At 63.1% G+C, this 13,723-nt stretch carries 15 protein-coding genes; 8 read left to right on the top strand and 7 right to left on the bottom strand.

The features are described from left to right. The first annotated feature begins 293 nt into the window (after positions 1–293). From BMI86_RS10870 to BMI86_RS10855, 4 genes are all read left to right on the top strand, one after another. A complete protein-coding gene (locus tag BMI86_RS10870) occupies positions 294–2,102 on the top strand; it encodes an alkaline phosphatase PhoX (RefSeq protein WP_078541433.1) in 1,809 nt (602 codons plus the stop codon). A gap of 80 nt (positions 2,103–2,182) precedes the next feature. Beyond that, positions 2,183–3,817 (top strand): hypothetical protein, encoded by a 1,635-nt coding sequence (locus tag BMI86_RS10865; RefSeq protein WP_078541432.1) that lies wholly within the window; start codon positions 2,183–2,185, stop codon positions 3,815–3,817. Positions 3,818–3,906: 89 nt separating this feature from the next. Beyond that, a complete protein-coding gene (locus BMI86_RS10860) occupies positions 3,907–4,686 on the top strand; it encodes a MipA/OmpV family protein (RefSeq protein WP_078541431.1) in 780 nt (259 codons plus the stop codon). Between the two features lie 123 nt (positions 4,687–4,809). Beyond that, positions 4,810–5,472, top strand: a complete 663-nt coding sequence (locus BMI86_RS10855) for a CerR family C-terminal domain-containing protein (RefSeq protein ID WP_168173845.1) — start codon at positions 4,810–4,812, stop codon at positions 5,470–5,472. 51 nt (positions 5,473–5,523) lie between these two features. Here BMI86_RS10855 and BMI86_RS10850 read toward each other — a convergent pair whose 3' ends face one another. Next, positions 5,524–5,697: a DUF1328 domain-containing protein gene (locus tag BMI86_RS10850; protein ID WP_075776656.1), complete on the bottom strand. Its 174-nt coding sequence runs from the start codon at positions 5,695–5,697 to the stop codon at positions 5,524–5,526. Positions 5,698–5,874: 177 nt separating this feature from the next. Here BMI86_RS10850 and BMI86_RS10845 point away from each other — a divergent pair, with 177 nt between their 5' ends. The 3 genes from BMI86_RS10845 to BMI86_RS21260 all read left to right on the top strand — a co-directional run bounded on the left by BMI86_RS10845 (position 5,875) and on the right by BMI86_RS21260 (position 7,791). Continuing rightward, a complete protein-coding gene (locus BMI86_RS10845; RefSeq protein WP_093477206.1) occupies positions 5,875–6,069 on the top strand; it encodes a PLD nuclease N-terminal domain-containing protein in 195 nt (64 codons plus the stop codon). Positions 6,070–6,178: 109 nt separating this feature from the next. After that, positions 6,179–6,598 (top strand): phage holin family protein, encoded by a 420-nt coding sequence (locus tag BMI86_RS10840; RefSeq protein WP_078541429.1) that lies wholly within the window; start codon positions 6,179–6,181, stop codon positions 6,596–6,598. Further along, entirely contained in the window at positions 6,595–7,791 is a 1,197-nt protein-coding gene (locus tag BMI86_RS21260; RefSeq protein WP_078541428.1) for a hypothetical protein, read from the top strand. The genes BMI86_RS10840 and BMI86_RS21260 overlap by 4 nt, the downstream gene beginning before the upstream one ends. A 170-nt stretch (positions 7,792–7,961) precedes the next feature. Here BMI86_RS21260 and BMI86_RS10830 read toward each other — a convergent pair whose 3' ends face one another. Both BMI86_RS10830 and BMI86_RS21255 read right to left on the bottom strand, forming a co-directional pair. Further along, on the bottom strand, positions 7,962–8,159 hold the full coding sequence (locus BMI86_RS10830) for a CsbD family protein (RefSeq protein WP_078522745.1): 198 nt from the start codon (positions 8,157–8,159) through the stop codon (positions 7,962–7,964). Then, a complete protein-coding gene (locus BMI86_RS21255) occupies positions 8,156–8,323 on the bottom strand; it encodes a hypothetical protein (RefSeq protein ID WP_168173844.1) in 168 nt (55 codons plus the stop codon). Before BMI86_RS21255 ends, BMI86_RS10830 begins: the two co-directional genes overlap by 4 nt. Between BMI86_RS21255 and BMI86_RS10825 the strand changes: the two genes are divergently transcribed. Next, positions 8,318–9,379 carry an AI-2E family transporter gene (locus tag BMI86_RS10825; RefSeq protein ID WP_078522746.1) on the top strand — a complete coding sequence of 354 codons (1,062 nt, stop codon included), beginning with the start codon at positions 8,318–8,320 and terminating at the stop codon, positions 9,377–9,379. The genes BMI86_RS21255 and BMI86_RS10825 overlap by 6 nt on opposite strands. 54 nt (positions 9,380–9,433) lie before the next feature. Here the strand turns inward: BMI86_RS10825 and BMI86_RS10820 are convergent, their stop codons facing one another. From BMI86_RS10820 to BMI86_RS10805, 4 genes are all read right to left on the bottom strand, one after another. Next, the gene (locus BMI86_RS10820; protein WP_143594771.1) at positions 9,434–11,005 is read right to left on the bottom strand and encodes a phospholipase D-like domain-containing protein; all 1,572 of its coding nucleotides are present in this window, start codon (positions 11,003–11,005) and stop codon (positions 9,434–9,436) included. Positions 11,006–11,067: 62 nt separating this feature from the next. After that, the gene (locus BMI86_RS10815) at positions 11,068–12,918 is read right to left on the bottom strand and encodes a histidine kinase dimerization/phosphoacceptor domain -containing protein (RefSeq protein WP_078541426.1); all 1,851 of its coding nucleotides are present in this window, start codon (positions 12,916–12,918) and stop codon (positions 11,068–11,070) included. Then, positions 12,915–13,505: an RNA polymerase sigma factor gene (locus BMI86_RS10810; protein WP_078541425.1), complete on the bottom strand. Its 591-nt coding sequence runs from the start codon at positions 13,503–13,505 to the stop codon at positions 12,915–12,917. Before BMI86_RS10810 ends, BMI86_RS10815 begins: the two co-directional genes overlap by 4 nt. Beyond that, on the bottom strand, positions 13,502–13,648 hold the full coding sequence (locus BMI86_RS10805; protein WP_078522790.1) for a NepR family anti-sigma factor: 147 nt from the start codon (positions 13,646–13,648) through the stop codon (positions 13,502–13,504). The genes BMI86_RS10810 and BMI86_RS10805 overlap by 4 nt, the downstream gene beginning before the upstream one ends. Between the last annotated feature and the right edge of the window lie 75 nt (positions 13,649–13,723).

Here is a 13,723-nt window from a genome sequence, read left to right as displayed (position 1 = left end):
TGCTCAAGCCCTGCGTGATCGCAACGCGGGCTGCGCGCTTTGCTGAAAGCTGTTGCGTCTCAGGCGCTTGGCGTCGCGCGGGCCGAACCGTGCCTGTGCCAGACAGGGCCGAAAACACAAAATCATGCTGGAATAGGGTCTATTTTCGCTCGAGGCGCAGGTCAGTGCGGGCCGAGCCACGCGCGGCCTCCGCCCATGGTCGAGGCCAGGATCACGAAAGCGCCAGATTGTCACAAAAGGGAATCACTTCGCCGTTAGGAGCGTCGTGAACGCAACTAGCCAAGGGATCAGCCATGTCGCTTCGTACGACCCTCCTCCAAGCCACCGCTATCGCTGTGCTGCCGCTTGCGGCGCATGCCGGTGACATCTCTTTCTCGCCCGTTCCTTTCGCCAAGGACGACGCCGCCAAACGTCAGGCCATCGCTTCCGACACCGTCACCATCGACGGCAAGGATTACAAGATCGGCTATCACGTGATGGCGCGCTCGGGCGACAAGATCGGTGACAACACCTTCGCCCTGCTGACCGACAAGGACGGCAACCCGGTCAAGTCGGCCGACGGCTCCGAGCATATCTCGGACTCCGCCGATTTCACCTCGCTCCTCCGTCAGGGCGACAAGCTCTATTCGGTGACGCATTTTGAATCGCGCCCCGGTGCGATGTATCTCAGCGAAGTCAGCCAGGATGCGGACGGCAACCTGAAGCTGGTCTCCACCAAGCCGATCGACTTCTCCGAATATCACGGTCTCTGGGTGCCCTGCGCGGGGTCCGTGACGCCGTGGGAGACCCATCTGGGTTCGGAAGAATATCCGGCAGATGCGCGCGCGATCGAAGCGGCGACCTCGCTCGACGAGATCGACGATTACGATTTCCCGATGGTGCGCTATGCGGGCGTGAACCCCGAGGGCATGAGCCTCGAGCAGTTCCGCGACGCGTATAAGCCCTACCGCTATGGCTACCCGACCGAGATCACCGTCTCGGAAGACGGCTCGGCCAAGGCTGACAAGCATTTCGCGATGGGCCGTGTGGCTGTCGAGCTGGCCTATGTCATGCCCGACCAGAAAACCGCCTATATCTCGGATGACGGCACCAATGTCGGCCTGTTCCGCTTTGAAGCCGACAATGCAGGCGACCTGAGCGCCGGGACGCTTTACGCGGCCAAGTGGAACCAGACCTCGGCAGAAAATGGCGGCGCGGCCGATCTGGAATGGGTCGATCTGGGCCATGCCGACGACGCGACGATCCAGAAGGCGATCGAAGCCGGCACCCAGTTCTCGGATCTCTTCGAGACCGCCGAGATGGGCGAGGACGGTTCCTGCGCCGACGGCTTCTCGGCCTCGAACGCCGAAGGCAACCCCGAGTGTCTGAAGGTCAAGGACGGCATGGATGCGATCGCCTCGCGTCTGGAAACCCGTCGCTACGCCTCGATGAAGGGCGCCACGACCGAGTTCCGCAAGATGGAAGGCATCACCTACGACGCCGACAAGCATCAGATGTATCTGTCGATGTCGGCTGTCGAGAAGGGCATGGAAGACGGTGCCAAGCAGGATCTGGGCGGGATGAACGCGATCAAACTGCCCAAGAACAAGTGCGGCACGGTCTATTCGCTCTCGCTGGACGACAAGTTCACCGCGACGAAGATGATGGGTCTGATCTCGGGCAAGCCGCTCACCGAAGAGCACAAGGTCAAGGCGCAGGACGCAAGCTGCGACCCGGCGCATGACATGTGCGGCGACACGGCCGAGCTGAACAGCTGCGATATCAACGGCATCGCGAACCCGGACAACATCACCTACATCCCGGGCTACAACACGCTGATCATCGGTGAAGACACCGGTTCGGGCCACCAGAACGACGCGATCTGGGCGATGAACACCGACACCAAGGAACTGACCCGCATCCTGTCGACGCCCTACGGTTCGGAAACCACCTCGACCTACTGGTACCCGAACGTCAACGGCCACGGCTACCTGATGGCGGTCATCCAGCACCCCTATGGCGAGAGCGACGAAGACAAGCTGACCGACCCGGCGCAGGCGCGCGCCTATGTGGGTTACGTCGGTCCGTTCCCGCAGATGGATGCCACCGCGAAGACCCAGTAACGGGCGCTCGCGAGACATTTCTGGCGAGGCCCGGCGGAGACCCGGGCCTCGCCTTTTCTTTCAAGACTGAGGACTGACGGATGCTGCGGATTTCGATTTTGGCGCTGCTGAGCATGACCACGATGGCGGGGGCGGTCGATCTGAAGACCACGGTGCTGGACAATCCGACGGCCTATATTCCTCCGCAATGCTATACCAAGACGGAAGATGCGGCAGGCGAGGTGCATAACCCCTGTCAGACCTGTCACACCTATCCGCGCCACCCCAATTACGTGCGCGATGCCGATCTGCAGACCGAATATGCGTTTCCGGGCCCGGCGCTCGAGAACCCGTGGCGCAACCTCTTCGTGGATCGCCGCGCCGAGGTGGCCGCGACCGACAGCGCCGAGATTCGCGCCTATGTGCGGCAGGACAATTACCACGACGCCGAGGGCGGGATCGCCCTGGCCGCGAAGCTCGCCGATCCGCCGGCGGCGTGGGACGCGAACGGCAATGGCGAATGGGACGGCTATATCCCTGACGTGCAATTCGCCTTCGACGATGAAGGCTTCGACCGTAGGCCCGATGGAGGCCTGACCGGCTGGCGCGCCTTTGCCTATCAGCCGCTGCCCGGTACGTTCTGGCCGACGAATGGCTCGACCGATGACGTGATGATCCGTCTGCCGGAGGCGTTCCGTCAGAGTGCCGACGGGGTCGAGGATGTCGTCACCTACAAGACCAACCTCGCGATCGTGCAGGCGCTGATCACCCGTGCCGATGTCGCGATCGAGCCCACCGATGAGGCCGCGATGGGCGTCGATCTGGACCGCGACGGGGTGATGGGGCAGGCGGAGGTGGTGAAATTCGCCTTCGCGCCGCTCGACGGGATCACGATGCATTGGGCCGGGCGCGCGGGTGCCGAAGACGCTCAGCTTGCCGCCGGGCTGTATCCCAAGGGCACGGAATTCGTCCATTCCGTGCGCTATATCAACCCGATGCTCGAGGGCATCGAACTGGCCGCGCGGCTGAAAGAGCTGCGCTACATGGTCAAGACGGATTGGGAGAGCTATGCCGATCTGGAAGAGACCGCGCTGGCCGAGCTGAAGGAAGACAGCGCCTTTCCTGACCGCACCAAGCAGTTCTTCGGCAGTTCCGAGACCGGCGTGCCCAACACGTTCGGCTGGCGGCTGCAGGGCTTCATAGAGGATGCGACGGGCGATCTGCGCCCGCAGAGCTTCGAGGAGACCGTGTTCTGCGTCGGCTGTCACGGCACGTTGGGTGTGAACGACGATTCCACCTTCGCCTTCGCGCGCAAGCTGGGCAAGGAGGCCTATCGCAGCGGCTGGTATCACTGGACGCAGAAGGGGCTGGCCGGCACGCCCGACCGGGTCCGCGCGGATGGGAGCGGCGATTACGCCCATTACCTGCGCACCAACGGGGCCGGGGACGAGTTTCGCGCCAATGCCGAGCTCATCGAGGATTGGCTGGAGGCGGGCAAGCTGCCGCCCGGGAAAGAGGCCGCTCTGGCCGAGGATATCGGCCCGCTGATCCTGCCCTCGCCGGAGCGCGCCGACGCGCTCAACGCGGCCTACCGGATGATCGTGCGCGACCAGAGTTTCACCCAAGGACGCGATGCGACGGTGGCCCCGGTGGACGGCTCGGTCTGGCGTGAGGTGGAGCAGGATCAGCCAACAGGGATCGAGGAAATCGCCCAGCCGTGGTATAAGCGCCGCTAATCCGAACCAATCTGCGCCAGCCGATTGCGTTTTTCGCCGTCAATTGGCAGTGTTTGCGCAAATCGGTACATTTTTTCGGGAGCGCCATCATGGCAAAAGTCATCCGCCAACTTTCCGCAAGCGCCGCAATCGCGGTCGCTGCTGTCTGCACCGCCGCGAGCGCGCAGGCAGAAAGTGGCGTGACCTTCACCATCGGCGCAGGTGCGCGCTATGCCCCGTCCTATTTCGGCGCGGATCATTACGACACCAGCCCCACCGCGAAGGTGAAGCTCAACAGCTTCTCGCTGCAGGGGATGCGCTTCGGTTCGGACGATCCGAATTACGAAAAGCTGGGCCCGAACGTGCATGGCTCCTTCCGTCTCGTCGGCGGTCGTAATTCGAGCGATTATTCCGAGATCGCGGGTCTCGACGACGTCACCACGTCGCTCGAACTGGGTCTCGGGCTTGGCTATCAGGCGCCGCAATGGGGTGCTTTTGCCGATATGCGCTATGGCGTGGTCGGGCATAACGCCGTGGTCGCTGAAATCGGCGCCGATTGGAAGCCGATCAAGACCGACAATTTCAAGCTGAGCATCGGGCCGCGCGTCTTCTATGGCTCGGGCCTCTACAACCGCACCTATTTCGGCATCAGCCCGTCGGAATCCACGGCGAGCGGTCTGGCGGCCTATTCGCCCGATGGCGGCCTCGTCTCGACCGGTCTGGAACTGTCCGCGACCTATCAGCTGGGCAATGACTGGGCGGTCGAAGGCAAGCTGAACTACGATCGCCTGCAGGGCGATGCGGCGGACAGCCCGATCGTGCAGCAAGGCTCGCGCGAGCAAAGCTCGGTCTCGCTGATGCTGACCCGCCGGGTGAGCTTCCCGTTCTGATCGGGACAAAGCTTCCTAAGAGACACGTAAAGCCAAGCCGCATGGGTCGCCCGTGCGGCTTGCTTTTTTCGCGCCGCGCCGCGCATGTTGGCGGCAGATTTCCTCTCCAGACGTGATGCGCCGATGACCCAGACACAGCCGCCCGCCCGTGATCGCACCGCGCGCGCCCTGATCGAAGCCGGGATGCGCCTGTTCGGGACGAAAGGCTTCGCGGCCACCTCGACGCGGGAACTGGCCGAGGCGGCGGGCGCGAATGTCGCCGCGATTTCCTACCATTTCCAAGGCAAGGAAGGGCTACGCCGCGCCTGCGCGTTTGAATTCGTGCGGCGCATGGAAGAGGTGATGCGGCCTCTTGGACCCCCGGAGGCGCTGTCGCCCGAGGCGGCGGAAGCGGAGCTCAAGGCGCTGATGGAGGCGATGATCTCGCGCATCCTTACGCAACCGGATGCGGCCTCGATGATCGGCTTCGTGATGCGCGAAGTGACCGAAGGCGGCGAGACGCTCGATATTCTTTATGACCGCCTGATCTCGATTGTGCATGGGCGACTGCTGGCGCTGTGGGCCCGGGCGAGCGGGACGTCGGAGGACGATCCGGAGAGCGCGCTGCGGGTTTTTGCGATGATCGGGCAGGTGCTCTATTTCCGGCTCGGCGCGGAGGTCGTGCGCCGGAAGATGGGCTGGTCGGAAATCGGCGCGGCGGAGGCTTCGCAGATTTCCCGGGTCGTCGCAGACAATCTGGATGCGATGCTGGTGCAGGCGCGCGCGGGGGCCACCCCCGACACATGAAAAAGGCCGCCCCGGCGGGAGCGGCCTCAAAAATTCCTAGCGTCTTCGCAGTTATACCGGCGGTTTGCCTTTTACCGCACGGGCGACCATGGCCACCACGAACAGGATCAGGAAGACCACGAAGAGGATCTGTGCGATCCCGGCAGATGCGCCTGCGATGCCGCCAAAACCGAGCGCCGCGGCAATCAGCGCGATAACGAGAAAGGTCAGAGCCCAACCAAGCATGGGTATTCTCCTTCGGATGTTGCGTACATTAGCGCTGAGTGCTGCGCTTTCATGACATCCAAACGTGCCGTTTTCCCGAAAGTTCCATTACCCTGAGTCAGTAAATCCGCGGAACATCGAACGCTTTCCGGCGTTTGGGCGGCGATTCACAACCTCACGAAAAAGGGAGATGGGGACATGGAAATGAATATGACGGGCCTCGGCGGCTTTTGGGGTATCTTGCTTCTCGCACTTGATATCTGGGCGCTGGTCTCGATCGTCGGGTCGAATTCCAGCACCGGCAAGAAAGTGCTCTGGGCGCTTCTCGTCTTCTTCCTGCCGCTGATCGGTTTCCTGATCTGGCTGGTGGCCGGGCCGCGCGCCTCGAAGTGACGAAATCAAAGGGGGCGGCTGCGGAGAGCCTCAAGGAACCGCATTCCCCAACCCGCGTTGGAACCACAGAAATCGCGGCAACAGGCCGTGACATGTTTGGGAGAGGTCGATGAGTTACCACGAGACCGAAGAACCTGACGGCCACGAGGGCCGAGGAACGGTGACCGATTTGCTGAACCGGGTGATCGAGCAGACGCGCGAGATCGCACGGACCGAGGCGGAATTGGTGCGCGCCGAAGCTGCCCATCGGGCGGGTCTTGCGCGCAATGCCGTCATTCTCGGCGCGGTCGCCCTGGTTTTCGCGCTCGGTGCGATCTTCCCCCTGACGCAATCCGCCATCTACGGGCTGGAATGGGCCGGCCTCGACCGGGGCCCCGCGACGCTGATCGTCGGCGTGGTGCTTCTGATCCTCGGCATCATCGCGGCGCTGATTGCCGCGTCGAAGCTGCGCAAAGTGTCGAGCCCACCCACCCGTCTCAAGGAAAACCTGTCTGCTGACGCGCAGGCGCTTAAGGAGAGCTTCAAATGACCGAGAAGAAAACCATTGAGGAAATCGAGAACCGTCTGCGCCAGGACCGTGCCGATCTCGCATCGACGCTCGGCGATCTGACCGGCCGCATCGCGCCGGACTATCTCTCCGATCAAGTGTCGCAAGTCGTGCGCGACTACGCCGCGCCGGCTGCGCGCAGTGCCGAACAGGCCGTACGCAAGAACCCCGTGGCCTTCGCCCTCGCGGGTGCCGGTATCGCATGGTTCCTGCTGCGCCAGCGCAATTCGGACACCGTTGAGCAAGAGGATCTTGTCGCCGATGCCGATCCGCTCGTGATGCCGAGCGAAGCGGGCGCGGATGGCTGGATCGACGAGATCGACACGCTGCGCCACGATGCTTCGGTGCGTCTCGAAGATCTCGAGGCCGAGCAGCGCAGCTCGACCGACAAGGCGCGCGACTTCGTGAAGGAGCGCTCCGAGGTGATGCAGAAATTCGCGAGCGACCTGCGCAACTCGCTGTCCTCGGGTCTGAGCGACCTCAATGAGGATGCGCGCGACCGCGTGGTGCGGGCCCGTGAAAGAGCCTATTCCGCCCGGATTCGCCTGCAGGACGGTGCGACCCAAGCCGGGTCGACGAGCAAGCAGATGGTCAAGGATCACCCGCTGATCGCCGCCGCTATCGGCTTCGCCATCGGTGCCGCGATCTTCAACGCGGTGCCCAAGCCGGACGTCAATGTCAGCCGCCGCAGCTTCGGCCCGCGGGCGAACCGTCTGTTCGACGAGGCCGAGCGCCTCTACCGCGACGAGAAGCGCCGCGCGGGCAAGGTTGCCGACCAGTTCACCGACGAGCTGAAGCGGACCGCCCGCTCGGTGATGAGCTCGGCCGGTGACGAGGCGCGCAGTGCTGCACGTGACTTCGGCGATCAGGCGATGGCCGCAGGAGAGCAACTGATTGACCGCCTCTCGCGCCAGCTTGCTCAGGAAGCCAACCGCGCGCTGCGCGATGTCGGCCAGTCGCTGCAGAAAGGCGAAGAGGAAGTGCGCGCCGGGGCCGAAGAGGCCAAGGATGCCGCGAAGTCCAAGGCCGAAGAGGTCGCGTCCAAGGCTGAGGCGAAGACCCATGAGGCGGCCGAGAAGGTGAAGGCGAACCATTCGTCGTCGTCCTCCTCGTCCACGTCGAGCGCGTCCTCGACCAACCCGACGTCCTCGTCGGCGCCGAAAACCACCCACTGATCTGATCGGTGGACCTGATTGGAAAAGGCCGGGCCTCGTGCCCGGCCTTTTTGCTTGGCGGCTCATGGCGCTCGCTGCGCGTGACCTACCCGCAAAAGAGAACCGGCGCCGCAATCTCTGCGACGCCGGTTTATGCTGTTTTACGCTGGAATAGGGTCTAATTCTGAAGATCAGACCGAGCTCGACCAGGTGTCGACTTCGCGCTCGGCGTCCTCTTTCGTCTTGCCGTATTTCTTCTGGATCAGGCCGACCATCTGCTCGCGATGGCCTGCCGCCTCCTCAAGCTCGTCGTCGGTCAACTCGCCCCAGTTCTCGCGGGCTTTGCCCTTCATTTCTTTCCAGCTGCCTTTAATCTGATCCCAATTCATGGCGTCGCTCCTTTCAAGATGAAGACGCGGGTCTCGGCGTCGTCGATCAACGTTTCGCCGGGGGCGATGTTCCTGTGGGTGAGGGCGCAAAAACTCGGGAACTGCGGGGGCTCCAGCGGCGTTAGCTCGCGAAACCCAAGAGGGAAGTAATTCTCGAAATGCATCGCCTGGAGACCCTGTCGCGCATCGCCATGATCGCGATCGCTGTAATCGCTGTCGTGGCTGCGCTTAGCCAGGTGGAAAGCTTGCTTGCCCCCGTCGTGCTCGCGCTCGTCGTTGGGATCGTGCTTTCACCGATTTCCGATGCATGGGAGAAAAGAGGTCTGTCGCCTGTCTGGGGGGCACTTACCTCGCTCGTTATCTCTCTGATGATCGCCGTGCTGCTGGTTCTCGTGATCCAGCCGGTGATCGCGGAGCTGATGCGTCAGGCGCCGAAGGTGATGGACGACATGCGGTCCACCATCATCCATATGCGTCACATGTTCCAAGGTATTCAGGACGCCTCAAAGGAGGTGAGCGATGCGATCACGCCGGCAAAGGATGCCGCGCAGGATGGCGGTGGCAATGGCGACAAGAGCGCCGTGCCGGACGCCAAGGATCTCGTCATGCTCGCCCCGGCCATCATTGCGCAGGGGCTGATCTATATCGGGGCGCTGTTCTTCTTCCAGCTCTCGCGGACCGAGATCTACAACTGGATCGCAAAGCACCTTGCCGAACCGGCGAGCCGCGGCGCCACCGCTGCGCGGCTGCGCAAGGCGGAGACCCGGGTGTCGCGCTACTTCCTCACGATCACGGTGGTGAATGGCGGGCTGGGGCTGGCGGTGGGCGTCGCGATGCAGCTGATCGGGTTGCCGAATGCGCCGCTCTGGGGGCTGGTGGCCTTCCTCATCAACTACATTCTCTATCTCGGCCCCGCGGCGCTGATCATCGCGCTGGGCTTTGCGGGCGTGGCGACGTTCGACGGGATCCGGGTGATCCTGCCGCCGCTGATCTACGTGATGCTCAACGCGACCGAGGCGCAATTCGTGACCCCGGCCGCGATCGGGCGGCAGATGCGGCTCAATCCGCTTCTGGTCTTCCTGTCGCTGACCTTCGGGATCTGGCTCTGGGGGCCGCTGGGCGGGATCGTGGCGATTCCGCTGCTGCTCTGGGCGTTGGTGCTGACCGACAGCCTGCCGGATCCGAAATCCGAGGCCGAGCAGAAGCTCGAAACCAACTGAGCAGACGCGGCCCGCCCCAGACGAGGCGACGTGGCCCGCGATCAGCCAGTGCGATCAGACCATCTCTTCGGGAATGAACGGCAGCTTGCGCGCAATTTTGCGCGCGGCTTCGATGTCGTAGGGGAGCACGAAGCCTTCCCGGTCCTCGGGGGCTTTGGTGCCGTTCTCGCGTGCGAGTTCGGTCCAGGCCGAGACCGCGCGCGTCGGATCGAAGAACGCCTCTTCCGGCGCGGGCGGCAGCCAATGGCGCATCAGGCGACGTCGCATCGCCGGGATGCCATCATTGCGGCGCAAATAGACGCCCGCCTCGCTGTCCCAGTGCAGCGACCGCCCGTTGAGGTTGGCGGAGGTGATAAGCGCCGCATCCTCGTCGAAGATCGACACTTTCGCGTGGACGTAAATCAGCGGCGCGCCGCCGGTGCGCATCGCCCCGTCATCATCGGGATCGGCGATGCGCGGCTCCGCCGGGCAGCCGATGAACAGGCGGCTGCCGAAGGCTTCCTTGATGATGTCCAGCGCGCGGACCTGAAGATACTCGCCATAGCGCACGTCGCTGGTCGGGCGGTCGGCCATCATCAGCGTCTCGGGCGCGGCGGGCAGTATCAGGATCAGGTTGAGATTGGGGTTCTCGCGCGCGGCGCGGGCCAGATGATTTGCGAGGTTGCGCGAGCGGAAGAACTGGCTCTCGAGATAGATCAGCTTCTGCGCGCGCGCGATCAGCATCTCGTGCGCGTTCTCGATCTCGGTCCGATAGAGCTTCGGTCCAATCCGGAAGGTCGCGAATTTGCGCCGCTGCGAGATCGTGCGGAGCAGGCGGCGCGGCGGCTTTGCCAGCTTTTCGCCGGCGCAGCTTTCGTGGAAGGTCTCCAGATGGGCCTTCGCCTCGGCGACCACGGGGCCGGTCATCATCAGCTGCACATCGTGCCAGGTCATCTCGCCGTCGCGCTCGTGCACGGGCGTGTCGAAGCGACGGTTGTCGAGATCCAGCCCACCGATATAGAGCTTCTTTTCGTCGAAAACGGCAAGCTTCTGGTGATGCGTTGCCGGGAATAGTTTCGGCGGCGCGCCGCGGAACTTGCGGTGGATTTTGTTGTCCGATCCGGCCTTGAGATATTCCCGCAGCCCCGGCATGTCGCGCATCGCCGTCAGCCGCTTGGCCTCGTCCATCTCGTTGAGCCAGCTCGCATGGTTGCCGAGCTTGTAATAGACATAGGGCCAGAAGATCGTGCGCGGCAGGATGCCCGATTGCGCCGGGTGCATCAGCGCGCGCAGCCGCAGATTGGCGTTGGGCCCGGCCAGCTCGCGCGCGGCGCAGAACATGCGGATCGACGACCACGTCATGCGATGCAACTCAGGCTTGGCGCAGGGGTCGAAGTCGGTCAGGTCGATCTGCATCGCCACGCCACGTTTCAGCAGGTGGATGATCAGGTCGAACCAGGTCGCACCGATGGCGCGCCCGCGATCCGATTTCAGCTTCGTGTTGAGGTCGAAGACGCGGAAGGAGCCGTGGATAGAATGACGCGAGTCGAGGAAGGCATCCTCGAGCACAGGGTAAGCCTCGGCTGCTGTCAAAAGCAGTCTTACGCGGCTCTCGGCGTGAACTCCGGCTTGTTTAAGACGTTCCATGCGGCTCGTTTTTTCTGAACGGCCGCGAAGGTGACCAGAGGTCGCCGCGGCGGGTATCTCACTCAATTGCTCTCTTCAGAAACTGTTTCGTGTTTCCGAGATTTCAAGCGCTCTTCGTGACGCAATTCGCTCTCGACGAGGGGGCGCAATGTGAAGTCTGCATTGAGCAGGTACTCGTCGTCTGTGGTCTCGATCTCGATCGTGCCGGAGAGCTGTTGCACGAAGGCGTTGACCAGTTGCGACCCCAGCCCGGTGCCGTCCACAGCCTCCAGCGGCGGGGCGTCCGTGTCGACGGTGTTGCGCACGCTGAGACGCGCCTGCATCCCTTCGAGCTTGCTCAGCGAGATGTCGAGCTTCGGTTTTCCGTCACGGGCGGAGGCGTATTTCATCGCGTTGGTCATCGCTTCGGTCAGCAGAAGCGAGAGCGGCACGGCCTGATCGGGCGTCAGGTGAATGTCGTCGATATGGCAGTCGACCGAGATATGGCGGCCCGGCCCGGTCGCGAGACGGGTGATCTGGCGCACGATATCGGGCAGCAATTCCTGCGCCTGAATATCGGTGAGGCCGGAGGTCTGGTAGAGGCCGCGGTGGATCGTCGCGAGCGAGATGACCCGCTCCTGCAGCGATTTCATCAGCCCCTTGGCCTCCGGCGTGCGCGCCTGCCGCATCTGCATGTTGATGATCGAGGCGATGAGCTGGAGGTTGTTCTTCACCCGGTGGTGGACCTCGCGGAGTAGCACTTCCTTGTGGTGCACCATGTCTTCCAGTTCGGCCTCGTCATGCAGGATGGTCTCGGTCATCCGGTCGTAGGCTTCGGCGAGGTCGCGGATTTCCGAAGGGGCGGTCGACAGGTTGAGATTGCCCACGATCCGGCTGCCGGTGGCGAAGCTGGTGATCGCGCTCGACAGTTTGCGGACATGGCCGATGACCAGTTTCTGCATCGCGAAATAGGCGACCAGAAGGCTCGCCATCCACATCAGCGCGGGGAACAGCACCGGCGAGATATCGGCGAAGGGGCTCAGCGCGGAGGCCGCCTGTGCGGGCCAGCTGCCGAGTGCGTAGAGTTGGTCGGGGACGAGTTCGACGACGGAATAGACCCGCTCTATGCCGCGATTGGAATCTCCCGAGAAGGTCACCGCGCCATTGCCCGCCAGCAGCTTCAGCGAGCGGTCGACGGGGAGGTGCGACTGCGTGTTCGCCAGCCCGTCCGAGGAGGTCAGGATCGTGCCCTCGCGGTCGAAGGTCATGATCACCAGCGGCCGATCGTCGGCGAGCTTCGGCCCGTCCTTCGCCAGCGAAAGCGAGGAGTGGCTCATCGAGATCGCGATGATCCCGATATGATCGCCCGCTGCGTTGTAGACGGGATGGGCCACGCCCAGCACCGAGGTGCCCGACACCGGCGCATCGCGATTGACGTAGAAGCTGGTGCGATCCGCGGTCATCATCCTCTCGAAGATGTCCTGACCTTTGAAATCGTAACTCTTGCCGGAGTTCGAGCAGCTCATCTTGCCGCTGTCGGGAATGAAGGCGACCAGCGAGAACTCTGGGAAAGCGCCCGAAATCTGCCGCATCCAGTTCGAGCAGGCCTCGTCACTACCCACGAGCGGCTGGACGGTGCTGGCAAGGACGCGGGCTGCATCCTGCGCGTGCTGGATCACCCGCGTCTCGCCTGCGACGGCGCGCATCGTCTCGCCCATCAGGGCAGCCTCGGAGCGCGCCTGCGCTTCGCGAACGACCGAGGTCGATTGCAGCACGGCGATGATCAGCAGGGGAAAGAGCGCGACGGCCAGCATGAAGGCCAGACGCACGCCAAGCCCGTCAAAAAAGGGAATGACGCCCCGTTTCCGAGCTTGAAACGGGGCGTGGTCACTGTAGTGCTCGTCGTCTGCCGCTTTCGCGGCTTCCGAATTCATGCGGCGGCAACTCCGGATTTGCCCATCACGGCCAGCGAATTTCGATCCGTGCCGGACAGGATGTCCTCACCTTCTTCGAGCCCGAGCATTTCGGCAAGCCGGGCGCGGGCTCGGTTGGCACGACTTTTCACCGTGCCGACTGCCACGCCCATCATTCCGGCGGCTTCTTCGTAGGAGAAGCCCGAGGCGCCGACGAGGGTCAGAACCTCGCGGTGTTCGGGGCTGAGCTGATCGAAGGCCACGACGAAATCATTCATCGCGAGACGTCCGTCATGCGCAGGTTTCTCATAGAGCGAAGCCGCGTGGATACCCTCGGGGTCTGCAACCTCGCGCTTACGCTTTCGGCGGTCCGAGTAGAAGGTATTGCGCAGGATCGTGAAGAGCCACGCACGCAAATTCGTGCCGCGCTCGAATTTCTCGATATTCGACCACGCCTTGACGATCGTGTCCTGCACGAGGTCGTCGGCGGAGGCCGAATTCCGGGTCAGCGACAGGGCGAAGGCGCGCAGGGCCCCGAGATGATCGGGCAGTTCCTCACGCGGATCGCGGGCTTCGGTAGACGAGTTGGCTTTGGAGGACGAAGTCATTTTTCGCCCTCCTTCGCCTTGAGTTGCGCCAGCAAATCTTTGAACCGATCTGGCACTTCTTCCTGAAGCGCCTCCTCATAAACCTTCTTCAGGTTTTGATTGATCTGGTCCCTGATACTGGACTTAGGCTTTTCGTCTGCCATATCACTATACATCCGGTTTCGATCCCACTCATTTTGCACGGAACCGAACGCGGGGCCAGAGAGTTTGGTTCCCGA

This window comes from Thioclava sp. DLFJ5-1, from assembly GCF_002020115.1.
Taxonomy (GTDB): domain Bacteria; phylum Pseudomonadota; class Alphaproteobacteria; order Rhodobacterales; family Rhodobacteraceae; genus Thioclava; species Thioclava sediminum.
This window is presented reverse-complemented; position numbering and strand designations above follow the sequence as displayed.